Source organism: Streptomyces virginiae (genome assembly GCF_040638905.1).
Lineage (GTDB): Bacteria > Actinomycetota > Actinomycetes > Streptomycetales > Streptomycetaceae > Streptomyces > Streptomyces virginiae_B.
Genome location: NZ_JBEZYV010000019.1, coordinates 79,421 through 102,812, shown reverse-complemented (window position 1 = coordinate 102,812; position 23,392 = coordinate 79,421). Strand labels below are relative to the sequence as shown.

Annotated in this window: 22 protein-coding genes; 12 read left to right on the top strand and 10 right to left on the bottom strand. The window is 71.5% G+C overall.

Annotation, left to right across the window (positions count from 1 at the left end; genetic code table 11):
- Window positions 1-52 precede the first annotated feature (52 nt).
- Both cobT and AB0F82_RS24410 read right to left on the bottom strand, forming a co-directional pair.
- Complete coding sequence (gene cobT / locus AB0F82_RS24415) at window positions 53-1,108, bottom strand: nicotinate-nucleotide--dimethylbenzimidazole phosphoribosyltransferase (RefSeq protein WP_362631297.1); 1,056 nt, start codon at window positions 1,106-1,108, stop codon at window positions 53-55.
- 112 nt (window positions 1,109-1,220) lie between these two features.
- Window positions 1,221-2,426, bottom strand: a complete 1,206-nt coding sequence (locus AB0F82_RS24410; protein ID WP_356815257.1) for a bifunctional adenosylcobinamide kinase/adenosylcobinamide-phosphate guanylyltransferase — start codon at window positions 2,424-2,426, stop codon at window positions 1,221-1,223.
- Window positions 2,427-2,530: 104 nt separating this feature from the next.
- On the opposite strand from AB0F82_RS24410, the gene AB0F82_RS24405 reads away from it, so the two are divergent.
- Entirely contained in the window at window positions 2,531-2,743 is a 213-nt protein-coding gene (locus AB0F82_RS24405) for a hypothetical protein (RefSeq protein ID WP_362631241.1), read from the top strand.
- A 72-nt stretch (window positions 2,744-2,815) separates the two neighbouring features.
- Here AB0F82_RS24405 and AB0F82_RS24400 read toward each other — a convergent pair whose 3' ends face one another.
- Both AB0F82_RS24400 and AB0F82_RS24395 read right to left on the bottom strand, forming a co-directional pair.
- The gene (locus AB0F82_RS24400) at window positions 2,816-3,523 is read right to left on the bottom strand and encodes a class I SAM-dependent methyltransferase (RefSeq protein WP_436842142.1); all 708 of its coding nucleotides are present in this window, start codon (window positions 3,521-3,523) and stop codon (window positions 2,816-2,818) included.
- A gap of 101 nt (window positions 3,524-3,624) precedes the next feature.
- Complete coding sequence (locus AB0F82_RS24395) at window positions 3,625-4,224, bottom strand: DUF3043 domain-containing protein (protein WP_356815255.1); 600 nt, start codon at window positions 4,222-4,224, stop codon at window positions 3,625-3,627.
- Between the two features lie 280 nt (window positions 4,225-4,504).
- Here AB0F82_RS24395 and AB0F82_RS24390 point away from each other — a divergent pair, with 280 nt between their 5' ends.
- Together AB0F82_RS24390 and pspAA are read left to right on the top strand one after the other, a co-directional pair.
- Window positions 4,505-5,299, top strand: a complete 795-nt coding sequence (locus AB0F82_RS24390; RefSeq protein WP_362631239.1) for a PspA/IM30 family protein — start codon at window positions 4,505-4,507, stop codon at window positions 5,297-5,299.
- A gap of 13 nt (window positions 5,300-5,312) precedes the next feature.
- Entirely contained in the window at window positions 5,313-5,591 is a 279-nt protein-coding gene (gene pspAA / locus AB0F82_RS24385; RefSeq protein ID WP_356815253.1) for a PspA-associated protein PspAA, read from the top strand.
- 135 nt (window positions 5,592-5,726) lie between these two features.
- Here pspAA and AB0F82_RS24380 read toward each other — a convergent pair whose 3' ends face one another.
- A complete protein-coding gene (locus tag AB0F82_RS24380; protein ID WP_362631237.1) occupies window positions 5,727-6,524 on the bottom strand; it encodes a hypothetical protein in 798 nt (265 codons plus the stop codon).
- 70 nt (window positions 6,525-6,594) lie between these two features.
- Here AB0F82_RS24380 and cobS point away from each other — a divergent pair, with 70 nt between their 5' ends.
- The 3 genes from cobS (at window position 6,595) to AB0F82_RS24365 (ending at window position 11,497) form a co-directional block, all read left to right on the top strand.
- Window positions 6,595-7,416: an adenosylcobinamide-GDP ribazoletransferase gene (gene cobS, locus AB0F82_RS24375; protein ID WP_362631236.1), complete on the top strand. Its 822-nt coding sequence runs from the start codon at window positions 6,595-6,597 to the stop codon at window positions 7,414-7,416.
- 50 nt (window positions 7,417-7,466) lie between these two features.
- On the top strand, window positions 7,467-8,213 hold the full coding sequence (locus tag AB0F82_RS24370; RefSeq protein ID WP_362631234.1) for a response regulator transcription factor: 747 nt from the start codon (window positions 7,467-7,469) through the stop codon (window positions 8,211-8,213).
- A 137-nt stretch (window positions 8,214-8,350) separates the two neighbouring features.
- Entirely contained in the window at window positions 8,351-11,497 is a 3,147-nt protein-coding gene (locus AB0F82_RS24365) for an efflux RND transporter permease subunit (RefSeq protein ID WP_362631232.1), read from the top strand.
- 117 nt (window positions 11,498-11,614) lie between these two features.
- On the opposite strand, the gene nadA is transcribed toward AB0F82_RS24365, so the two are convergent.
- A complete protein-coding gene (gene nadA, locus AB0F82_RS24360; protein ID WP_362631230.1) occupies window positions 11,615-12,802 on the bottom strand; it encodes a quinolinate synthase NadA in 1,188 nt (395 codons plus the stop codon).
- A 295-nt stretch (window positions 12,803-13,097) separates the two neighbouring features.
- Between nadA and AB0F82_RS24355 the strand changes: the two genes are divergently transcribed.
- Entirely contained in the window at window positions 13,098-13,454 is a 357-nt protein-coding gene (locus AB0F82_RS24355; protein ID WP_030029080.1) for a HesB/IscA family protein, read from the top strand.
- Between the two features lie 113 nt (window positions 13,455-13,567).
- Here the strand turns inward: AB0F82_RS24355 and AB0F82_RS24350 are convergent, their stop codons facing one another.
- Together AB0F82_RS24350 and AB0F82_RS24345 are read right to left on the bottom strand one after the other, a co-directional pair.
- Window positions 13,568-15,010: a hypothetical protein gene (locus AB0F82_RS24350; RefSeq protein WP_362631229.1), complete on the bottom strand. Its 1,443-nt coding sequence runs from the start codon at window positions 15,008-15,010 to the stop codon at window positions 13,568-13,570.
- A gap of 90 nt (window positions 15,011-15,100) precedes the next feature.
- Window positions 15,101-15,340: a hypothetical protein gene (locus AB0F82_RS24345; RefSeq protein ID WP_356816030.1), complete on the bottom strand. Its 240-nt coding sequence runs from the start codon at window positions 15,338-15,340 to the stop codon at window positions 15,101-15,103.
- A gap of 131 nt (window positions 15,341-15,471) precedes the next feature.
- Between AB0F82_RS24345 and AB0F82_RS24340 the strand changes: the two genes are divergently transcribed.
- Window positions 15,472-16,446, top strand: coding sequence for a carbohydrate kinase family protein (locus AB0F82_RS24340; protein WP_362631226.1), 975 nt, complete (start codon window positions 15,472-15,474; stop codon window positions 16,444-16,446).
- A 250-nt stretch (window positions 16,447-16,696) separates the two neighbouring features.
- Here the strand turns inward: AB0F82_RS24340 and AB0F82_RS24335 are convergent, their stop codons facing one another.
- Window positions 16,697-18,076 (bottom strand): cysteine desulfurase/sulfurtransferase TusA family protein, encoded by a 1,380-nt coding sequence (locus AB0F82_RS24335; RefSeq protein ID WP_362631224.1) that lies wholly within the window; start codon window positions 18,074-18,076, stop codon window positions 16,697-16,699.
- A gap of 282 nt (window positions 18,077-18,358) precedes the next feature.
- On the opposite strand from AB0F82_RS24335, the gene ctaC reads away from it, so the two are divergent.
- The 4 genes from ctaC (at window position 18,359) to AB0F82_RS24315 (ending at window position 22,835) form a co-directional block, all read left to right on the top strand.
- Window positions 18,359-19,333: an aa3-type cytochrome oxidase subunit II gene (gene ctaC / locus AB0F82_RS24330; RefSeq protein ID WP_362631223.1), complete on the top strand. Its 975-nt coding sequence runs from the start codon at window positions 18,359-18,361 to the stop codon at window positions 19,331-19,333.
- On the top strand, window positions 19,330-21,066 hold the full coding sequence (ctaD, locus tag AB0F82_RS24325) for an aa3-type cytochrome oxidase subunit I (RefSeq protein WP_356812990.1): 1,737 nt from the start codon (window positions 19,330-19,332) through the stop codon (window positions 21,064-21,066). The genes ctaC and ctaD overlap by 4 nt, the downstream gene beginning before the upstream one ends.
- Window positions 21,063-21,461: a cytochrome c oxidase subunit 4 gene (locus AB0F82_RS24320; protein ID WP_356812989.1), complete on the top strand. Its 399-nt coding sequence runs from the start codon at window positions 21,063-21,065 to the stop codon at window positions 21,459-21,461. The genes ctaD and AB0F82_RS24320 overlap by 4 nt, the downstream gene beginning before the upstream one ends.
- Before the next feature lie 129 nt (window positions 21,462-21,590).
- Entirely contained in the window at window positions 21,591-22,835 is a 1,245-nt protein-coding gene (locus AB0F82_RS24315) for a L,D-transpeptidase (RefSeq protein WP_362631220.1), read from the top strand.
- Window positions 22,836-22,889: 54 nt separating this feature from the next.
- Here the strand turns inward: AB0F82_RS24315 and AB0F82_RS24310 are convergent, their stop codons facing one another.
- Complete coding sequence (locus AB0F82_RS24310; RefSeq protein ID WP_362631218.1) at window positions 22,890-23,294, bottom strand: hypothetical protein; 405 nt, start codon at window positions 23,292-23,294, stop codon at window positions 22,890-22,892.
- Between the last annotated feature and the right edge of the window lie 98 nt (window positions 23,295-23,392).

The window sequence follows — 23,392 nt, the reverse complement described above, 5'->3', positions numbered from 1 at the left end:
GTGATGGTGCGGTCGGGGTCCACGCCTGGTCAGGGCCGCGGCCCCCGGCGGCTCATTCCGTCGGCTCCTCCGCCGTCCGTTCAGGGAGCTCCGCCGCGAGTGCGGCGGCCGCCTGGACGAGGGGGAGAGCCAGCAATGCCCCGGTGCCTTCACCCACTGTGACGCCGTGATCGAGCACGGGGTTGAGCGCCATTCGGTCAAGTGCCTTCGCCTGACCCGGCTCGCCGCTCGCCTGACCCGCCAGCCACCAGTCAGGAGCCCGGAACGCGGCCCGCTGCGCGACCAGTCCGCACGCGGCCGAAACAACACCGTCGAGGATGACGGGCGTACGGCGCACGGCACACTGGAGCAGGAATCCGGTGATCGCCGCCACGTCCGCGCCGCCGACGGCGGCCAGCAGCGCGACCTGGTCGCCCAGGACCGGACGGGCCCGGCGCAGCGCGTCGCGGATCGCCGCGCACTTGCGCATCCAGGCCAGGTCGTCGATGGGCTGCCCGCCGCGGCCCGTGACCACCGACGAGTCCGTTCCGCACAGGGCGGCGACGAGGGTCGCGGCGACGGTCGTGCCGCCGACGCTCAGGTCGCCGAGGACCACCAGGTCGGTCCCGGAGTCGGCCTCCTCGTCGGCGATCCGCATACCGAGCCGCAGCGCGGCCTGCGCCTCCTCGACCGTCAGCGCGTCCTCGGTGTCGATCCGGCCGCTGCCGCGCCGCACGCGGTGCGCCACCACGTCGTCGGGCAGGAGCCCCGGATCGCAGTCGAGCCCGGCGTCGACGACCCGTACCGTCGCGCCGAACCGGCCGGCCAGGACCGCGACGGGGCTGGACCCGTCGAGCACGGAGCGCACCAGCTCGTGAGCGGTGGACGCGGCCCGGGCGGAGACCCCTTCGGCAGCGATCCCGTGGTCGGCGGCGAACAGCACCACGCGGGGTCGCTCGATGGCCCTGACCGGCACCTGCCCCTGCGCGGCGGCGAGCCACTCGGCGAGTTCGTCGAGCCGCCCCAGCGCGCCGGGCGGCACGGCGAGGCGCTCACGGCGTTCCTCGGCATCACGCCGGACGCCCCCGTCGGGGCGCTCGATCAGATCGGAGAAGTCGTCGAGATTCAGCGTGCTCATCTGCCAGAGAGTACAGCCGGTGAAGCCTTGCCTCAGGCCTCACCGGTCCGCCCGCGACCGGCCCTCCCGGGCGCGGGGAGCCGGGCGAAGTCCGCGACGGCGCCTACTCCTTCAGCACGCTCGCCTGCCCCGCGACGACGACCAGGACGTGCTCGCACTCGCCCGCCACGCGCGCGTTCAGCCGGCCCAGCTCGTCACGGAAACGCCGGCCCGAGGCGGTCGCCGGGACGACGCCCGAGCCGACCTCGTTGCTCACCAGCACCACGTGGCGGCGGGTCGCGCGCACGGCCGCCACCAGAGCGGCCGTCCGCTCACCCAGCCGCCGCCGCCCGCGCTCGGCCCACACCTCGTCGTCCCACGCCCCGGCCCGGTCCATGGCGTCGGTCAGCCACAGCGCCAGACAGTCGATCAGCAGCGGCGGCCCGTCGGCGGCGAGCAGCGGCACCAGGTCGCACGTCTCCACCGTCCGCCACCTCGCCGGCCGGCGCTCCCGGTGCAGACCGACCCGCCGCGCCCATTCCGCGTCCCCGTCCCGGGTGCCCCCGGTGGCGACGTAGACCACCTCGGGGAAGGACTCCAGCCGGCGCTCCGCCTCCACCGACTTGCCCGAGCGGGCCCCGCCCAGCACCAGCGTGCGGCGGGGCAGGTCCGGCACCGCGTGGTACTCCCCGACGACCACGGTGGTCCCGTCCGGCACCGCCCGCGCCCCCGAGGCCGCCAGCCGGCGCTCCAGTTCACGGCCCGGCGGCACGTCGTGGTCGAGGTGGACGGCGATCACGTCCGTGGCCGGGCCGACGGCCCCGCCCGCCCGCAGCCGGGCCAGGGCCTCGGGCCGGCCCAGCACGTCGGTGAGCACCACGTCGTACGGGCGCTGCCCGCCCCGCCCGTCGGCCCCGGCCGGCGCCCCGCCGGGCGGCAGGTACAGCAGCCGGCCGCCGTCCGGGCCGGTCACCTCGTACCCGGTGCCCGGCGCGTCCATCGGTACCGCCCGCACCCGGTGCCCGGAGATCACCGCCAGTTCCTGCCCGTCCGGCACCCGCCCGGCGGTCGGCAGCCCCGGCGGCAGCTCCACCGCCGGCCCGTCGTGCGGGTGGGTCAGCAGGACCTGCCGCACACCGGTCAGCGAACGCCCGGCCCGGGCGCCGGCCAGCACCGCACCGGGGGTCAGGTCGAGCAGCAGTGCCCCGTCGACGAGGACCGCCGTGGCCGCGCGGGAGCGCGGGCCGACGGAGACGGCGCAGGCCGCACAGGGGCAGCCGGGGCGGGGCAGCCCCTCGGGGGTGCCGGTGCCGAGCAGAGTGAGTTCCACAGGATGATCCTCCCGCGTCGTGGAGACTGCTGCGCGCCCGGTTACTCTGCGGGCACACTCAAGGCGAGAAGCGTGTGAGCAGCGGACGAGCAACGGAGGCGGACATGGCGTGGACGTGGCGGTTCGAGACGGCCGACGGCGCGGAGACGAGCCCGTCGGTGGTACCCGAGGAGTTCACCACGCAGGGCGACGCGGAGTCGTGGATCGGCGAGTACTGGAAGGAACTGCTGGAAGGCGGTACCGAACAGGTGAAGCTGTCCGACGACAGCGGCACCGAGCTCTACACGATGAGCCTGCGCTCCGCGCTGGAGGCCTGACCCGCCGGGGCGCGGCACAGCCCGGACGGCCCCCTCGGTCGTGGACCGAGGGGGCCGTCCGGTGCAGGGTGCTCAGCCCCGCACTCCGCAGAGGTGCAGCAGTGCGGCGACACCCCGGTAGGGGTCGGTGCGGCCCGCGCGGTCCTCGGCGGCCAGCAGCCGCTCCAGCTCCTCGTCGGGCGGCAGGGTCCCGCCCGCCTCGGTGCCGTCGGTGAAGACGCGTACGCCGTACCAGGACTGCAGCGGCGCACCGATCCCCGACAGCGTCGCGGTCAGCCCGGCCAGCCGGTCGGCGCGTACGTCCAGGCCCAGCCGGTTCGTGTAGTCGGTGCTGTCGAAGGCGGCCAGCGCGCCCTTCCAGTCGCCGTCCAGTCCGGGCCGCATGGCGAGCGCGTCGCCGTTGCGCACCAGCAGGGACAGCAGGCCGCCGGGGGCCAGCATCCGGGCCAGCCCGGCGAGCATGGCGTCCGGCTCGGGCACGTACATCAGCACCCCGTGGCACAGCACCACGTCGAAGCTGCCCGGAAGGAAGTGGGCGCCGGTCTCGCGCCCGTCCCCCTCCAGCAGCTCGACCCGGTCACGGATCCCCGCGGGCTCCGCGGAGAGCGCCTCACGGGCGACGGCCAGCATGCCCGGGTCCTGCTCCAGGCCCGTCACCATGTGCCCGGCACGGGCGAGGCGCAGTGCCTGGGTTCCCTGGCCCATGCCGACGTCGAGAACGCGCAGCCGCTGCCCCACGGGGAAGCGCTGCGCGATCTGCTCGTCGACCTGCCGGCCCACGAGCTCCTGACGGACCGCGTTGCGCAGTCCGCCCAGGCCCTCAAGCCAGAGCCTTGCCCCCTCGGCGAAGCCTTCCCCCGACGCGCCGGGCGTCCCTCCGCTCAGGGCCGTTCCCCGCGCTTGACCTGCGGCTTCGGCAGGCGCAGCCGGCGCATCTGCAGGGTGCGCATCAGGCCGTACGCGACGGCGCCGCGGCGCGGCTCGTTCGGGAAGCGCTGGTTGAGGGCCTTGCGCAGGCGGAACACCAGGCCGACGGAGTCGAGGATGATCAGCGCGATCACACCGAGCCACAGCAGCAGCGCGATGTTCTGGATCGCCGGCTGCCGCACCATGCTGAGCACGAGGATGACCACGGCCAGCGGGAGGAACATCTCGGCGACCGAGAAGCGGGAGTCCACGAAGTCGCGGACGTACCTGCGGACGGGACCCTTGTCCCGGGCCGGCAGGTAGCGCTCGTCGCCGTTGGCCAGCGCCTCGCGCTGCTTGGCCATCTCCACACGGCGACGCTCACGGGCTCGCTTCGCGTCCTCCTTGCGGTTGCCGGTCGAGGCCACGACGGACTTGCGCTGCGACTGAGCCACGGCGCGCTTCGGCGTAGGGCGGCCCTTGGGGGCCTGCGGGTCACGGGGCTGCGAGAGGTCGGCGCTCACCTTGTCGGTGGCGGCGGCCTTCTCTTCCTTGGAGGAGCGGCTACCAAACACAAAACCCAAGCCTACGTGGTCGCGGGGACGGGCCCCACCCCGGCGGGGAACGATCCGGCAACGGCGGGCGTCCTTCCCTGTGCACGGTCCGTGCGGCGGCCGCCCCGCCGCACGGTCGGGGACCCACCTACTCCTCACGCCTGATACGGGGGAGGCGTAGTCGTCCTGGAGGAGGAGCGCATCCGTCCTCGAACAGTGCGGTAATGGAGACAGGGCCCGTACTGTGGGTTCTGTCGGTGACCTGGAGCACAGTCCGTCTAGAAGGGGGCGCGCGAAGCCCATGAGCGGTGTCATGAAGCGTATGGGGATGATCTTCCGCGCGAAGGCGAACAAGGCCCTTGACCGGGCCGAGGACCCGCGCGAAACCCTCGACTACTCGTACCAGAAGCAGCTCGAACTGCTGCAGAAGGTGCGCCGCGGGGTCGCCGACGTGGCGACCTCCCGCAAGCGCCTCGAACTGCAGCTGAACCAGCTGCAGGGCCAGTCCGCCAAGCTGGAGGACCAGGGCCGCAAGGCCCTCGCCCTGGGCCGTGAGGACCTGGCCCGCGAGGCCCTGTCCCGGCGCGCCTCGCTCCAGCAGCAGGTGAGCGACCTGGAGGTGCAGCACCAGACCCTCCAGGGCGAGGAGGAGAAGCTGACGCTGGCCGCCCAGCGGCTCCAGGCGAAGGTGGACGCCTTCCGCACGAAGAAGGAGACCATCAAGGCCACCTACACCGCCGCCCAGGCCCAGACCCGGATCGCGGAGTCCTTCTCCGGCATCTCCGAGGAGATGAGCGACGTCGGCGTGGCCATCCAGCGGGCCGAGGACAAGACCGCCCAGTTGCAGGCCCGTGCCGGCGCGATCGACGAGCTGCTGGCCTCCGGCGCGCTCGACGACCAGAGCGGCCTCGGCTCCAAGGACGACATCCAGGCCGAGCTGGACCGCCTGTCGGGCGGTACGGACGTCGAGCTGGAGCTGCAGCGGATGAAGGCGGAGCTGGCCGGCGGCTCGTCCGCGCAGCAGCAGGCCATCGAGGGCGGCGCCCAGGGCAACGCCCAGCAGCCGCAGACCCAGCACCGCTTCGACAAGCAGTAGGACGGGGCCCGTCATGATCGTCCGCATCATGGGGGAAGGTCAGCTGGAAGTGGCCGACAGTCACTTCCCCGAGCTGAACAAGCTCGACGACGAGCTGCTCGCAGAGATGGAGTCCGGTGACGAGGCAGGCTTCCGGCGCACGCTGGGCGCTCTCCTCGACGCCGTACGACGGCTGGGCGCGCCGCTCCCGGACGACGCGCTGGAGCCGTCCGAGCTGATCCTGCCGGCGCCCGACGCGAGCCTCGACGAGGTCAGGGAGATGCTCAGTGACGACGGCCTGATCCCGGGCTGAGGACGGCCTGATCCCGGGCCGAGCACGAACGGGACGCACCGACACGACGGCGGGCCCTTCCCCGGACAGGGGGAGGGCCCGCCGTCGCGTGTCCGGAAGCCGTGGCCCGTGGCCCGTGGCTCCGTGGCCGGTGTCTCAGTCCCGCTGCTCGGGCGGTTCCTCCAGCGGTACGGGCGGCTTCTCCAGGGACACCGGCCGCGGGTCCGGGGCGCCGCCGATGAACTCCTCGAACCTGCGCCGCCGCCGCGTCCAGCGCCGGTCGTGGTGGAACGCCCGCAGCCCGGCCCTGGCCCGGGCCCGCGGCCGGTTCACGTAGAACCGCTTCGCGTACGGGGAGCCGGGCCGGGCCAGCCGGACCGCGCCGACCAGCGCCACGAACGGGATGACGACACCGAAGAGCGCGGTGCGGGCCTTGCCCTTCCACAGGGCGATCAGGGCCAGACAGAAGTTGCCGGCCGCGTTCATCACGACCAGCCCGCGGCTCTGGCGCTCCTCGGGCGACAGGTCGTTCACCCCGAACGGCACGAACCCGCCCAGGACCAGGGCCACCACCGCGGCCGTCACGACCACGATCTCCACGCTCTTGCGGCCCTGCTCGCTCCAGTAGACGTCGTCGAGGTGCAGGATCAGCGCGAACTCGTCCAGGACCAGGCCCGCGCCCAGCCCGAAGATCACGGCCGAGAGGGCGGCGCCGAAGCTGTGCCCGGCGCTGCCGATCGCACCGAATCCGCCGACGATCACGAGGATCACGCCCGGCACCACGTGGTGGATGTGCAGGCCGCCCGGCGTGACGTTCTTGAAGGGGCCGCGACCGGCCCGGATCATCCGAGTGATCACACGGGTGACCAGGAACGACGTCACGAAGGAGACCAGGGCGAGCAGCATGGGCAGCTTCCCCGGCTCGAGGATGTTCCGATACCACCAGTGACCCATCCCACTGACTCCCTATTTGGAACGTAATGGGTAATTTACCGCCCGCTCCGAACCGGTAGCGTTCGCGCCGATGACAGATTCGTTCGACGATCCGCCCCCCACGCCGCCCGCGGAACGCGCCTCGTTCCCCGACGGCGTGCGCTTCGCCTTCGGCACCCTCACCGTGCTGCCCGCCCGCATCACCCGCTGGGACCGACCCGCGGCCCGCACCGGAATGGCCTGCGCCCCGCTCGCCGGACTGGCCGTCGGCGTGCTCGCGGCCGTCCCCGGAGTGTTGCTCCTGCTGCTCGGCGCCGAACCCCTGCTCGCGGCGGCCGTCACCGTCGCCGTACCGGCCGCCCTGACCCGCGGGCTCCACCTCGACGGACTGGCCGACACCGCCGACGGGCTGGGCAGCGCCAAACCGGCCGACGAGGCGCTGCGCATCATGAAGAAGTCCGACATCGGACCCTTCGGCGTGATCGCCCTCGTGATCGTCATGCTCGTGCAGACGGCCGCCCTCGGCGAGGTCTACGCCGACAGCTGGATCCGCGGCGCCCTCGCCGCCGTCACCGCCGCCGTCACGGCCCGCCTCGCCATGACCCTGGCATCCCGCGAAGGCGTCCCGCCCGCCCGCCCCGAGGGGCTCGGCGCCGCGGTCGCCGGGGTCGTCCCGCGCGCCGCGGCCGCCGCCGTCGCCGTCCTCGTCACCGCCGCGGCCGCGGCCGCCGCCCTCCCGGCGGGCCCGCCCGCCGCGGTCCGGTCCGCGGCGGCGGTCCTCGTGGCCCTGCTCGCCGCGGAACTGCTCCTCCGCCGCTGCGTACGCCGCTTCGACGGGGTCACCGGCGACGTGTTCGGCGCCCTGGCCGAGGCGTCGGCGACCACCGCCCTCCTCGTCCTCGCCCTCGGCTGAGACCTGTCCTGCCCGACGGGACCGCCCTCGGGCCCGCGTACCCTCGCCCCGTGGACCACACTCCGACGGACCTGCCCTCCGCAACGCCCGGTGAGCCGGGCGCGCCCATCAAGGTGCTGCTCGCCGACGACCAGGCCCTGCTGCGCAGCGCCTTCCGGGTGCTCGTCGACTCCGAGCCCGACATGGAGGTCGTCGGGGAGGCCTCCGACGGGGCGCAGGCCTTCGCCGTCGCCCGGCAGGAGCGGCCCGACGTCGTGCTGATGGACATCCGGATGCCCGGCACCGACGGGCTCGCCGCCACCCGGATGATCAGCGCCGACCCGGAACTCGCCGCCGTGCGCGTGGTGATGCTGACCACCTTCGAGGTCGACGAGTACGTGGTCTCGGCCCTGCGGGCGGGCGCCTCCGGCTTCCTCGGCAAGGGCGCCGAGCCCGAGGAACTGCTCAACGCCATCCGCGTCGCCGCAGCCGGTGAGGCGCTGCTCTCCCCGGCCGCCACCAAAGGGCTCATCGCCACCTTCCTCGCCCAGGGCGGCGGCTCCGACCCGGCCGCCGCCGGCGCCTCGGCCGGGATCCACGCGGAGCGGCTCGCCGCGCTGACCGTCCGGGAGCGCGAGGTCCTCGTACACGTCGCCGCGGGGCTGTCCAACGACGGCATCGCAGCCCGGCTGGAGGTCAGCCCCCTCACCGTCAAGACGCACGTGAACCGGGCCATGGCCAAGCTCGGCGCCCGCGACAGGGCGCAATTGGTGGTCATAGCCTACGAATCGGGACTCGTCCGGCCCCGCGTGGAGTAGGAGCGGAGTAGTGCGGCGTACTACAGACGCGGTATGCCGTACATAAGGACGGCACCTGCGAGCGACGAAACGCCCCCGCCCGGTGGGACAGGGTGGGAGTGCCCTCGCGTTCGTCACTGCAGAGAGATCCCATACCCATGTCCTGGCTGTCCCGCTTCAGCCTTGCCCAAAGGGCGTTGGTCGGCCTCGTGTCGATCGTCGCGCTCCTCTTCGGCGCCATAGCCGTCCCGCAGCTCAAGCAGCAGCTGCTGCCCTCCATCGAACTCCCGATGGTGTCCGTGCTTGCGCCGTACCAGGGCGCCTCCCCCGACGTGGTGGAGAAGCAGGTCGTCGAACCCATCGAGGCCATGCTCAAGGGCGTCGACGGCATCACCGGCATCACCTCCACCGCCAGCGAGGGCAACGCCCTCATCATGGCCACCTTCGACTACGGCGACAGCGGCACCAAGCAGCTCGTCGCCGACGTCCAGCAGGCCGTCAACCGGGCCCGCGTCCGGCTGCCCGCCGACGTGGACCCGCAGGTGGTGGCCGGCTCCACCGACGACATCCCGACGGTCATCCTGGCCGTCACCTCCGACAAGGACCAGCAGGCGCTCGCCGACCAGCTGGAGAAGTCCGTCGTCCCCGTCCTGTCGGACATCGAGGGCGTCGGCCAGGTCAGCGTCGACGGCGTCCAGGACCTCCAGGTCACCGTCACCCCCGACGACGCCGGGCTCGCCGCCGCCGGCCTCGACGGCGCGGCCCTCGCGCAGGGCCTCCAGGCGGGCGGCGCCGCCGTCCCCGCCGGCTCATTCGACGAGGCGGGCAAGAACCGCACCGTCCGCGTGGGCAACGGCTTCACCTCCCTCGCCCAGGTCGAGGACCTGCGGCTGAGCCCCGGCCCGGGCAAGCCCGCGGTCCGCCTCGGCGACGTCGCCGCCGTCAAGCAGGAGCCGGCCAAGGCCGTCTCCATCACCCGCACCAACGGCAAGCCCAGCCTCGCTCTCGTCCTCACCATGGACAAGGACGGCAGCGCCGTCGCCATCTCCGACGCCGTCAAGGACAAGCTGCCCGAGCTGCGCTCCACGCTCGGCGCCGGCGCCGACCTGACCGTCGTCAGCGACCAGGGCCCGGCGGTGGCCAAGTCCATCTCCAGCCTCACCACCGAGGGCATGCTCGGCCTGCTCTTCGCGGTGATCGTGATCCTGGTCTTCCTGGCCTCGCTGCGCTCGACGCTGGTCACCGCGGTCTCCATCCCGCTGTCCGTGGTCCTCGCGCTCATCGTGCTGTGGACCCGCGACCTGTCGCTCAACATGCTGACCCTGGGCGCGCTGACCATCGCCATCGGCCGGGTCGTCGACGACTCGATCGTGGTCCTGGAGAACATCAAGCGCCACCTCGGCTACGGCGAGGAGCGCGAGGCCGCGATCGTCACCGCGGTCAAGGAGGTGGCCGGCGCAGTCACCTCCTCCACGCTCACCACCGTGGCCGTGTTCCTGCCCATCGGCCTGACCGGCGGCATGATCGGCGAGCTCTTCGGGTCCTTCTCGCTCACCGTCACCGCGGCCCTGCTGGCCTCGCTGCTAGTCTCCCTGACGGTCGTTCCGGTCCTGTCGTACTGGTTCCTCAGCGCCCCCGAGGGCATCACCGCCGGCGACGCCGAGAGCGCCGCGAAGGTCCGGCGCGAGGCCGAGGAGAAGGAGGCGCGCAGCCGCCTCCAGCGGTTCTACGTCCGCGTCCTGGGCTTCGCCACCCGGCGCCGCCTGACCAGTGTGGCCATCGCGGTGGTCGTCCTCCTCGGCACCTTCGGCATGACCCCCATGCTGAAGACCAACTTCTTCGACCAGGGCGAGCAGGACCTCCTGACCGTCAAGCAGGAACTCGCCCCGGGCACCTCGCTGGCCGCCGCGGACGAGGCGAGCCGCAAGATCGAGAAGGTGCTGGGCTCGGTCGACGGCGTCAAGAGCTACCAGGTCACCGTCGGCTCCTCCGGCTTCCTCGCGGCCTTCGGCGGCGGCACCGGCTCCAACCAGGCCTCCTATCAGGTCACCCTCGAGGACGCCGGCGACGGCGAGGCCGTGAAGAAGCGGATCGAGGACCAGCTGGCCGCCCTCGACGGCATCGGCGAGACGCGCATCGCCGCGGGCGACGCCTTCGGCAGCCAGAACCTCAGCGTGGTCGTCAAGGCCGGCGACGGCGAGGTCCTCGCCAAGGCCGCCGAGCAGGTCCGTGCCGAGGTGGCCGAGCTCGACAACGTCACCGACGTGCAGAGCGACCTGTCCCAGTCCGTGCCCCGGATCTCGGTGACCGCCACCCCCAAGGCGGCGGAGGCGGGCCTGAACCAGGCCGCGCTCGGCGCAGTCGTCGCCCAGGCCGTACGGGGCAACCCGGCGGGCAAGGCCGTACTGGACGACACCGAGCGGGACATCGTCATCAAGTCCGCGCAGCCGGCCACCACCCTGGCCGAACTGCAGGCGCTCCCGGTCGGCCCGGTCAAGCTCGGCGACATCGCCGAGGTCAAGGAGGTCCCCGGCCCGGTCGCGATGACCCGGATCGACGGCGCCCGCGCCGCGACCATCACCGCGCGCCCGCAGGGCGACAACACGGGCGCGGTCAGCGCCGAGCTCCAGACGAAGCTCAAGGCCCTGGACCTGCCCGAGGGCGCCACCGCCTCCATCGGCGGTGTCTCCGAGGACCAGGACGAGGCGTTCGGCTCGCTCGGCCTCGCCATGCTCGCGGCCATCGCGATCGTGTTCATGCTGCTGGTCGCGACCTTCCGTTCGCTGGTCCAGCCGCTGATCCTGCTGGTCTCCATCCCGTTCGCGGCGACCGGCGCCCTCGGCCTGCTCCTCGTCACCGGCACCCCGATGGGCGTCCCGGCGATGATCGGCATGCTGATGCTCATCGGCATCGTCGTGACCAACGCGATCGTCCTGATCGACCTGGTCAACCAGTACCGCGCCCAGGGCCTCGGCGTCGTCGAGGCGGTCGTCGAGGGCGGCCGGCACCGCCTGCGGCCGATCCTCATGACGGCCCTGGCGACGATCTTCGCGCTGCTGCCGATGGCGCTGGGCGTCACCGGCGAGGGCGGCTTCATCTCGCAGCCGCTCGCGGTCGTGGTGATCGGCGGCCTGGTCAGCTCGACCCTGCTGACGCTGCTCCTGGTGCCGACCCTCTACACGATGGTGGAGCTCCGCAAGGAACGCCGCCGCGCCAAGCGCTCCGCGAAGCGCGAGGCCCGCCTGACGGCGGTTCCGGCCGCTCCGCCCGCGACCGAGGACGACGGCGAGCCCGCCAAGGTCTGACCGGTGGCGCGGGCCCCACGGGGCCCGCGCCGTCCGGCGGCGGGAACACGAAGGGGCGCCCCCGGTCGGGGGCGCCCCTTCGGCGCGTGGCACGGGAGCCGCGGACGCGGCCTGCGGCTACGGGAGGGCGAGCATGCGCTCCAGGGCGAGCTTGGCGAAGCTCTCCGTCTCCTTGTCGACCTGGATCTGGTTGACGAGGGTGCCCTCGGCCAGGGACTCCAGCGTCCACACCAGGTGCGGGAGGTCGATGCGGTTCATCGTCGAGCAGAAGCAGACCGTCTTGTCGAGGAAGACGACTTCCTTGTCCTCTGCGGCGAATCGGTTCGCCAGGCGGCGGACCAGGTTCAGTTCGGTGCCGATGGCCCACTTGGAGCCGGCCGGGGCCGCCTCCAGCGCCTTGATGATGTACTCCGTCGAGCCGACGTAGTCCGCGGCCGCGACGACCTCGTGCTTGCACTCGGGGTGGACCAGGACGTTCACGCCGGGGATGCGGGCGCGGACGTCGTTGACCGAGTCGACCGAGAACCGGCCGTGGACCGAGCAGTGCCCGCGCCACAGGATCATCTTGGCGTTGCGCAGCTGCTCGGCGGTCAGGCCGCCGTTCGGCTTGTGCGGGTTGTAGAGCACGCAGTCGTCCAGGGACATGCCCATGTCGCGGACGGCCGTGTTGCGGCCCAGGTGCTGGTCCGGGAGGAAGAGCACCTTCTCGCCCTGCTCGAACGCCCACTCCAGGGCCTTCTTCGCGTTGGACGAGGTGCAGATCGTGCCGCCGTGCTTGCCCGTGAAGGCCTTGATGTCGGCGGAGGAGTTCATGTACGAGACGGGGACCGTCGAGCCGGCGACGCCCGCCTCGGTCAGCACGTCCCAGCACTCCGCGACCTGCTCGGCGGTGGCCATGTCGGCCATCGAGCAGCCGGCGGCCAGGTCCGGCAGGACCACCTTCTGGTCGTCCGAGGTCAGGATGTCCGCGGACTCGGCCATGAAGTGGACGCCGCAGAAGACGATGTACTCGGCCTCCGGCTTGGCGGCCGCGTCCTTGGCCAGCTTGAAGGAGTCACCGGTGACGTCGGCGAACTCGATGACCTCGTCACGCTGGTAGTGGTGGCCGAGGATGAAGACCTTGTCCCCGAGCTTCTCCTTGGCCGCGCGGGCGCGCTCCACGAGGTCCGGGTCCGACGGCGAGGGCAGGTCGCCGGGGCACTCCACCCCGCGCTCGCTCCTGGGGTCGGCCTCACGGCCGAGCAGGAGCAGGGCAAGGGGCGTCGGCTGGACGTCCAACGGCTGGGCGGTGGTCACGACACGCACCCTTTCTGTTCTGCGACGAGGGATTTCAGAATCATCGCTTCGACACTTCTCGTCTACTTGACGCTATCTATCATAACTGCTTCACGTCACTTTGACGATGCCGATAGTGTCAATGTGACGCATCAGCCCTCGATTCGCCGGGCCCGGGCCCGCGCGCGGTGTGCGAGCATGAATATCTGAAACAAGCGTCGGGTCCCGGAATGAATCCGCGGTCCCGCTCGTTGCCACCGACGGCAAGAGTCCGACGTTTCCCCGCCCCCCGGCGGGGAGCCGCCCACTTCGGGAGTGAATGCAGATGTCCGTACAGGACGACAAGACCACTGTGAGCGACGGCATCCTCCTGTCCGACGCCGCCGCCGAGAAGGTCAGGACCCTGCTGGAGCAGGAAGGCCGCGATGACCTGGCGCTCCGCGTCGCCGTCCAGCCCGGCGGCTGCTCCGGCCTGCGCTACCAGCTCTTCTTCGACGAGCGCTCCCTCGACGGGGACGTCGTGAAGGACTTCGACGGTGTGAAGGTCGTCACGGACCGCATGAGCGCCCCGTACCTGGGCGGCGCCTCCATCGACTTCGTCGACACCATCGAGAAGCAGGGCTTCACGATCGACAACCCGAACGCCACGGGCTCCTGCGCCTGCGGCGACTCGTTCAGCTAAGCCTGAACCGCCCCCGCACGAGGAGGGCCCGTCCCCGGTCGCATCCGACCGGGGACGGGCCCTCGCCCGTGTCCAGCGTGTCCAGGGCGTATTCCGCTCCTGCCAGGTGTCCGCTACTGCCGGGGCAGCGGCTTGCCCGTCGTGGCGTCCAGCACCTTCCGGTCGCCGAGCGGCTCCTTCAAGGTCACCGACAGGGACCTCTCCTCCGCCAGCATGATGCAGGCCTGACCCGGCTTGTTCGGCGTATCCGTGATCTTCACCAGCACCGACTCCGCCTGCTCCCGCGCCTCCACGGCGTAGGTGCTGCAGACGCTGCCCCAGAAGTTCACCGTCAGCTTCCTGTCGTCCTCCTTGTACGAGAACCCGGGCACCGTACGGCCGTCCTTCGGGCCCGGCGTGCTCTGCTGCGCGGACGCCGGCTCGGCCACCGTGTGGCCGGGCGCGCCGTCCCGGCCCGCCACCTCGAACAGCCAGGCCGGGACCAGGCCGCGAGAGCCCTCGACCGTCCCCGGAACCAGTCCGAGCACCGCGCCCTTGACCGTCTCCGTGCGCGGCGGCTTCATCGGCCGCGGCTCCGGATTGCACGGCACCGTGTCCGTGGCACCCCCCGCGGGGTCCGCCGCCAGCGGCGCCGCGCTCGCGCAGCCGCTGGGCTCCGGATTGCCGCCCCCGCCGCCCGACCTCGCGTTCAGCCGGGCCAGCGTCTCCACGGCTCCGACCACCGGCTGGTCGGCCGCCCGTACCGGCGCCTTCAGCTCGCCGTTGCCGCCGACCACCGAGCCGTCCGCGCCCACGCTCACCTTGGTGGACCAGCCCTGCGTGGGCAGCCCGCCGACCACCGGGTCCGCGCTCACCACCCGCACCGCTCCCTGGGTGAGCCGGGCGTCCAGCTTCGCGCCGCCCTGCCCCAGGGCGGCCAGCACCGGGCCCGCGGCGGCCTTGGCCGCCTCCTCGGAGACCGGCTTGCCGCTCCCGCCCGTACCGCCGGCGTCCCGCGGGAGGGTGGCGGGGCCGCAGGTGTCCTTGCCGCGCACGCAGTCGTCCCCGGCGCCGTTGCCCGCGCCGTCGCCGCCCGCCTGGAAGCGGTTGAAGTTCCAGGTGCCCGGAGCCGTACGGGCCACCGTGAGGCGCGGCCCGGAACCGTCGGCGGCCTCCCCGGCCAGCCAGACGTCCCCCTCCAGCCGGGGCGCGCCCGAGATGCCCAGGGCCGCCGCGAGCCGGGCCACCTCGGCCTGCGCGATCTCACCGGACACGCTGTAGGCGGGCGCCGTCGCAGGGGCCTCGGGCAGTTTCACGTCGGCCCGGTAGACCACGCCCGCGCCCGACGGATCCGGCTCCCCGGGTGCGATGCCCGGGCCCGAGGGGTCTCCCGCGTCACGGGGCGCGGAGGCCGCGCTGTCACCCGTACGGCGGGCAGAACCGCCGTCACCCTGGGCCGCGGACGCCCAGTAGGCGGTACCGCCGCCCACGAGCAGGACGGCGGCCGCGATCGAGCCGACGACCCAGGCGGGCCGCCGTCGTGTGCCGCTTGTCGTACCGGGTTCTTCGCTGGTCACCGCATCGCTCCTTCACTGGTCCCGCAGTGTCTGATGCGGGTGTGACGGAGCAGGGGCGCAACCGGTTCCCCTCCGGTCTCCCGCGGTCCCCTACTGGTCCCCGTACGCGGCGGTGGAGGCGATCAGCCGGGCCGACGCGGCCGGCACCCGGACCCCGTGGATCTGCGAAGGCGCCACCCGGACCGGCGCGGGACCCTCCTCGACGCCCCAGTGCGGGGCCATCCGGGCGCAGTCCCCGAGCAGACGGGCGAAGCCGGGCCGTCCCGGGCCTTCCGCCGCGCGCCTGTCAGCGGTGTACTCGCAAGAGCCGTAACCGTCGGTATAGGTCATGGAGGCACCGTAGGCACCGGAGCTCCCGCGAAGAAAGACCTACTAAGGGGTAGTTTCTGGGGTTCGGCCAGGGGTCACTTACCGGGTAGTTTTGACTGTCCCTCGCCGTCCTCAGCAGGAGCGTCCACGCCGTGCGCATCGCAGTCACCGGCTCCATCGCCACCGACCACCTCATGACCTTCCCCGGCCGTTTCGCCGACCAGCTGGTCGCCGACCAGCTGCACACGGTCTCCCTCTCCTTCCTCGTCGACAACCTCGACGTCCGGCGGGGCGGTGTCGGCCCGAACATCTGCTTCGGCATGGGTCAGCTCGGCAGCCGCCCGATCCTGGTCGGCGCCGCCGGCTCCGACTTCGACGAGTACCGCGCCTGGCTGGAGCGCCACGGCGTCGACACCGACTCCGTCCGCATCTCAGAGGTGCTGCACACCGCGCGCTTCGTGTGCACCACGGACTCCGACCACAACCAGATCGGCTCCTTCTACACGGGCGCGATGAGCGAGGCCCGCCTGATCGAGCTGAAGTCCGTGGCAGACCGCGTGGGCGGGCTCGACCTCGTCCTCATCGGCGCGGACGACCCCGAGGCGATGCTGCGCCACACGGAGGAGTGCCGGACGCGGCAGATCCCCTTCGCCGCCGACTTCTCGCAGCAGATCGCCCGTATGGACGGCGACAACATCCGCACCCTGATGGAGGGCGCGACCTACCTCTTCTCGAACGAGTACGAGAAGGGCCTCATCGAGTCGAAGTCCGGCTGGACGGACGAGGAGATCCTCTCCAAGGTCGGCACCCGCGTGACCACGCTGGGCTCCAACGGCGTCAAGATCGAGCGGGTCGGCGAGGAAACGATCGTCGTCGGCTGCCCGGAGGAGAACGCGAAGGTCGACCCGACCGGCGTCGGCGACGCCTTCCGCGCCGGGTTCCTGACCGGCCTGGGCTGGGGCGTCGGCCTGGAGCGCGCGGCGCAGGTCGGCTGCATGCTCGCCACCCTCGTCATCGAGACGCTGGGCACCCAGGAGTACACCCTGGCCCGTGCCCACTTCATGGAGCGCTTCACCAAGGCCTACGGCGAGGACGCGGCGGCCGAGGTCCGAGCCCACCTGGCGTGACGCCGACCGGAGCAGGGTCCCGGGGCATGCCGCCCCGGGCCGTTCCGGCCCCGGGTGGGGGTAGGCCCGTGCCGCCGCTGCGCGGAGCCCTCCCCGCCCCGCCCTTTCTCCGTTTCCCGGGCTCCGCCCGGACCCCGCCGGCTGCGCCGGACCCCCGCCGGCTGTGCCGGGCACGGGGCTGCGCCCGGACCCCCGCAGGCTGCGTCGGGCACCGGGCTGCGCCCGGGCCCGCGCCTGGGACGACGGCGGGCTACGACAGGCGGCGGACCGTGTAGGCCGTGCCGGCGGGGCGGGGGGATTCGCCCAGGTAGTCGTGGCCCCGCATCGCGCACCAGGCCGGGATGTCCAGCCGGGCCACCTCGTCGTCCGACAGGACCGTCACCGTGCCGCCCACCGGCACCCGGGTGATGGCCCGGGCCAGCTCGATCACCGGCTGGGGGCACCGCAGGCCGAGCGCGTCGAGCTCCAGGGAGTCCGCCTCCGGGGCCGTCACGGCCGGCTCCGTCACGCCGAGCCGCTCCCGTACGCCCGCCACCACACCCGGCAGCACCTCCAGGAACGCGTTCACCTCCTCCGCCGGGGTGCCCGGCGGCAGGGAGACCCGTACGTTCCCCTCCGACAGCACGCCCATCGCCCGCAGCACATGACTGGGGGTCAGCGTGGAGCTCGTGCAGGAGGAGCCCGAGGAGACCGAGAAGCCCGCCCGGTCCAGTTCGTGCAGCAGCGCCTCCCCGTCGACGTACAGACAGGAGAAGGTGACCAGGTGCGGCAGCCGCCGGTCCGCGTCGCCGACCACCTCCACGTCCGGGACCAGCCGCACCACCCTGCGCCGGATCCGGTCCACCAGGACGCGCAGCCGGGCCGCCTCCGCGTCCGCCTCCGCCCGTACGGCCCGCAGCGAGGCCGCCGCCGCCACGATCGCGGGAAGGTTCGCGAAGCCGGGGGAGCGCCCCGACTCCCTTTCGTCCGCGGCGCCTTGGGGCGAGAAACGCACCCCCTTGCGGACCGCCAGCAGGCCCACCCCGGGCGGGCCGCCCCATTTGTGCGCGCTCGCCGCCAGGACGGACCAGGCGCCCTCCACGGGACCCCAGGCCAGCGACTGCGCCGCGTCCACCAGCAGCGGTACCCCGGCCGCCCGGCAGACCTCGGCGACCTCGGCCACCGGCTGGACCGTGCCCACCTCGTGGTTGGCCGACTGCAGGCAGGCCAGGGCGGTCGCCGGGACCAGCGCGGCCGCGTACCCGGCGGCGGACACCGCACCCGACCGGTCCACCGGGACCTCTGAAACGCTTCCGCCGCGCGCCTCGTGCGCCGCCGCCGAATGAAGTACAGAACTGTGTTCGACCGCTGATACGACCAGATGATCGCCGACGCGCCGGCGACCGGCCAGGACACCGGCGACCCCCGTGTGAACCGCGTGCGTCCCCGAAGGAGTGAACACGAGCTCGTCGGCGCGGCATCCCACCGCCTCCGCGGCCGCCTCCCGCGCCGCGTCCAGCAGCAGCCGCGCCCGCCTGCCCTCCCGGTACAGCCGGGCCGGATCGGCCCAGCCCTCGTCCAGTGAGGCCTGCAACGCCTGGCGGGCCACGGGGTGCAGGGGAGCGGCGGACGCGCTGTCGAAGTACGGCATCCGGCCACGCTAACTCCAGCCCCGAGCGTTCGAGGTCAGGGGGCGTCAGATGGTCCCCGGAGCCCGCCATTCAGGGCCATTCGCACCGTCCCCCGTACGGCGGATCCATCCCTTCGGGGACAGTAGCGGCGCGTTGGGCACCCTCCCCGCGCGACCCCAAATAGCGTCCAGTAGGGTTTGGTCCGCATAAACATCCAAACCCCTGCCTGCGTCAGGGCCGGCGACCGACCCGAACACGGCCGCGGCCGGCCGCGCGGGCCGAGACTCTCGGGAAGGCGCTACGTGAGTCCCTACGGCTCCGACCGCTCGCCGCGGCGCCCGATGCGGCGGAAGCTGCTGCAGGCGCTGACTGCGGGCGTGGTCCTGGCGACCGCCACTGGTTGCTCGTATACATGGAAAGACTTCCCCCGCCTCGGAATGCCGACTCCGGTAACCGAGGAGGCGCCGCGCATCCTCTCCCTGTGGCAGGGATCCTGGGCGGCCGCGCTCGTCACGGGCATCCTGGTGTGGGGCCTGATCATCTGGAGCGTCATCTTCCACCGGCGCAGCCGGACGAAGATCGAGGTCCCCGCGCAGACCCGGTACAACATGCCCATCGAGGCGCTGTACACCGTGGTCCCGCTCATCATCGTCTCGGTGCTCTTCTACTTCACCGCGCGTGACGAGTCGAAGCTCCTCGCCCTCACCCCGAAGCCGCCGCACACGATCAACGTGATCGGCTTCCAGTGGAGCTGGGGCTTCAACTACATCGAGAACGTCGACGGCGACGCGGCGACCCCGAAGGCCGGTGCGGTTCCCAAGGAGCTCGCCGCCCTCCCGGACCGCTTCACCAAGGACTTCCCGGCGGGCGCCGAGGGCGTCTACGAGAAGGGCGTCCCGGGCGACCGGAACCCGCAGACGGGCAACCCGGGTCCGACCCTGGTCCTCCCCAAGGGCGAGAAGGTCCGCTTCATCCTGTCGTCCAATGACGTCATCCACTCCTTCTGGGTGGTCCCCTTCCTGTTCAAGCAGGACGTCATCCCGGGCCACACCAACGTCTTCGAGGTCGTCCCGAGCCAAGAGGGCACCTTCATGGGCAAGTGCGCCGAGCTCTGCGGCGTCGACCACTCCCGGATGCTCTTCAACGTCAAGGTCGTCTCGCCCGAGGCGTACAAGACGTACCTGAAGGAGCTGGCGGAGAAGGGTCAGACCGGCTTCCTCCCCGCCGGTATCCAGCAGACCGACCCGGCCCGGAATGCGGAAGTGAACAAACTGTGAGCATCCTCAACGAATCCCAGGGTGCCGCCGCAGCTGACTCGTACGAGAACGAGCTGCCGGTGCGGCGCAAGCAGCCGGGCAACGTGGTCGTGAAGTGGCTCACCACCACCGACCACAAGACCATCGGCACGATGTACCTGGTCACCTCGTTCGTGTTCTTCCTCATCGGCGGTCTGCTCGCGCTCTTCATGCGCGCCGAGCTGGCCCGTCCGGGCACGCAGATCATGTCGAACGAGCAGTTCAACCAGGCGTTCACCATGCATGGCACGATCATGCTGCTGATGTTCGCCACCCCGCTGTTCGCGGGCTTCGCCAACTGGATCATGCCGCTGCAGATCGGCGCGCCCGACGTGGCGTTCCCGCGGCTGAACATGTTCGCGTACTGGCTGTACCTCTTCGGCTCGACCATCGCGGTGGCCGGCTTCGTGACGCCGAACGGCGCCGCCGACTTCGGCTGGTTCGCCTACTCCCCGCTGTCGGACGCGGTCCGCTCGCCGGGCATCGGCGCCGACATGTGGATCATGGGTCTGGCCTTCTCCGGCTTCGGCACGATCCTCGGCTCGGTCAACTTCATCACCACGATCATCTGCATGCGCGCTCCGGGCATGACGATGTTCCGCATGCCGATCTTCACCTGGAACGTGCTGCTGACCGGTGTCCTGGTCCTGCTCGCCTTCCCGGTGCTGGCCGCCGCGCTCTTCGCGCTGGAGGCCGACCGCAAGTTCGGTTCGCACATCTTCGACGCCGCCAACGGTGGCGCCCTGCTGTGGCAGCACCTCTTCTGGTTCTTCGGACACCCAGAGGTGTACATCATCGCGCTGCCGTTCTTCGGCATCGTCTCCGAGATCATTCCGGTCTTCTCGCGCAAGCCGATGTTCGGTTACATCGGCCTGATCGCCGCGACGATCGCGATCGCCGGCCTCTCGGTGACCGTGTGGGCGCACCACATGTACGTCACCGGCGGTGTGCTGCTGCCGTTCTTCTCCTTCATGACCTTCCTGATCGCGGTACCGACCGGTGTGAAGTTCTTCAACTGGATCGGCACCATGTGGAAGGGCTCGCTGTCCTTCGAGACCCCGATGCTCTGGACGATCGGCTTCCTGGTCACCTTCACCTTCGGTGGTCTGACCGGCGTCATCCTGGCCTCGCCCCCGATGGACTTCCACGTCTCCGACTCGTACTTCGTCGTCGCGCACTTCCACTACGTCGTCTTCGGCACCGTGGTGTTCGCGATGTTCGCCGGCTTCCACTTCTGGTGGCCGAAGTTCACGGGCAAGATGCTGGACGAGCGCCTCGGCAAGATCACCTTCTGGACGCTGTTCATCGGCTTCCACGGCACCTTCCTGGTGCAGCACTGGCTGGGCGCCGAGGGCATGCCGCGTCGTTACGCGGACTACCTCGCCGCCGACGGCTTCACCGCGCTGAACACGATCTCGACGATCAGCTCGTTCGTGCTCGGCCTGTCGATGCTGCCGTTCATGTACAACGTCTGGAAGACGGCGAAGTACGGCAAGAAGATCGAGGTCGACGACCCGTGGGGCTACGGCCGTTCGCTGGAGTGGGCGACGTCCTGCCCGCCGCCGCGGCACAACTTCCTCACCCTGCCGCGCATCCGCTCCGAATCCCCGGCGTTCGACCTGCACCACCCGGAGATCGCGGCCCTCGACCACCTCGAGGACCACACCGCCGGCGCCACCAAGGCGCTCACCGGTGACAAGGAGGCCGGCAAGTGAAGATCCAGGGCAAGATGTTCCTCTGGCTCTCCTTCTTCATCCTGGTCATGGCCGTCGTGTACGGCGTGTGGTCGAAGGAGCCCGTCGGAACCACCGCGCTCTTCCTGGCCTTCGGCCTGAGCGTCATGATCGGCTACTACCTGGCCTTCACGGCCAAGCGAGTCGACGAGATGGCCCAGGACAACCTGGAGGCCGACGTCGCCGACGAGGCCGGCGAGCTGGGGTTCTTCTCCCCGCACAGCTGGCAGCCGCTCTCGCTGGGCATCGGTGGCGCGCTCGCCTTCATGGGCGTCATCTTCGGCTGGTGGCTCATGTACTTCTCGGCCCCGATCATCATGATCGGCCTGTGGGGCTGGGTGTACGAGTACTACCGCGGTGAGAACGCGAACCAGTAGACGAAAAGCGGTACGCGCGGCCCGGCCGCGCACCACGTGGGGCCCGGACACCTCTTCGGAGGAGTCCGGGCCCCTCGTTTGCAGTCACCCCGCGCGCCGTAATTGTCATATCTTCATAGCGTTGGCCCCATGAAGCACTCACCGCGTCTTTGGACGGTACTCAGCTGCTCCCTGCTGGTCGCGTCCCTCGGGGCCGGCGCCACCGCATGCGGGTCCGGCGACAACCCGCTCTCGGCCCGCCCGGTCGACGCGGGCGAGCAGGTCGCCTTCAACCAGACCGCAGGCAGGCGCCCCGTCGACCCCAACCGGCCCCTGGAGGTCACCGCCAAGGGCAAGGGCAGCCGGATCACGGACGTCACGGCCGTGGACACCCACGGCCGCCGCCTGGCGGGCGAACTCAGCGCCAAGGGGGACCGCTGGCACAGCACGGCCCCCATGGCCGCAGGCGTCCGCTACACCGTCACCGTGAGGACGGAGGACGAACGGGGCACCCCGGGCCAGCGCACGATGGCCTTCGACACCACGCCGTCCAAGGGGGTCCTGAAGGTCGAATTCGGCCCGGAGGAGGGCAAGTACGGCGTCGGCCAGCCCCTCACCGCCGAACTCAACGAGCCCGTCAAGGACAAGGCCGCACGCGCCGTCGTCGAACGCGGCCTGATCGTCGACGCCCCGGCCGGGGTCGAAGGCGCCTGGCACTGGGTCGACGACAAGAACCTGCACTACCGCCCGAAGGACTACTGGCCCGCCAACACCACCGTCTCCGTACGGAGCAACCTGGAGGGCATCAAGATCACCGACGAGCTCCACGGAGCCGCCGCCAAGCCGCTGAAGCTGGAGATCGGCGACCGCGTCGAGGTCACCACCGACGCCTCCTCGCACTGGCTCACCTTCAAGCGCAACGGAGAAGTGATCAATTCCATCCCGGTCACCACCGGCAAGCCCGGGTTCTCCACCCGCAACGGCATCAAGGTGGTGCTGGGCAAGCAGTACTACGTACAGATGCGCGGTGACACCGTCGGCATCGGCGGCAGCGAGTACTACAACCTGCCCGTCTACTACGCCACACGCGTCACCTGGAGTGGTGAATACGTCCACGCCGCCCCGTGGTCCGTCGGCTCCCACGGCTACGCGAACGTCAGCCACGGCTGCACCGGCATGAGCACCGGCAACGCCGCCTGGTTCTACGAGAACATCACCGAGGGCGACATCGTCCAGGTGATCAACAGCATCGGCGACGACATGGACATCTTCGGCAACGGGTTCGGAGACTGGAACATGGACTGGAAGGACTGGCGCGAGGGCAGCGCCCTCCTCAAGGGCACCCGGGAAGGCCGCAGCCACATCGACCAGGCCCGCCTCAGGCCGACGGTTTGAGGCCGAGCGGGCAGGGCCCCCGGACCCGGTCCGGGGGCCGGCCGCAGGCGGGCGTCAGGCCGCCGTGGAGGACAGCCGGGAACGCAGCAGGGCCGCCAGGGCGTCCGCGAACTCCACCGGATCCACCGGAAGGGTCACGGCGGCGTCAGCGCGGCTCCAGGTGGCCAGCCAGGCGTCCTGCGGGCGGCCCATCAGCAGCAGCACCGGGGGGCACCGGAAGATCTCGTCCTTGATCTGCCGGCACACACCCATGCCCCCGGCCGGAACCGCCTCGCCGTCCAGCACGCACACGTCGATGCCGCCCGCGTCCAGCTCCGACAGGACCGCCGGCAGGGTCGCGCACTCCAGGAACTCCACCGGCGGCAGATCCGCGGCCGGGCGGCGGCCCGCCGCCAGTCTCACCTGCTCCCGGGTGCCCGCGTCGTCGCTGTAGACCAGAACCCGCGCAGTCGCCCGCATTTCGATCCTCCACGTGTCCCATGAATCACGTTGCTGTTGCGCGGGATGCTACTCCTCCCGCCGCCCCGTCAACATCGGTTCGGACATGTGTACGGCGC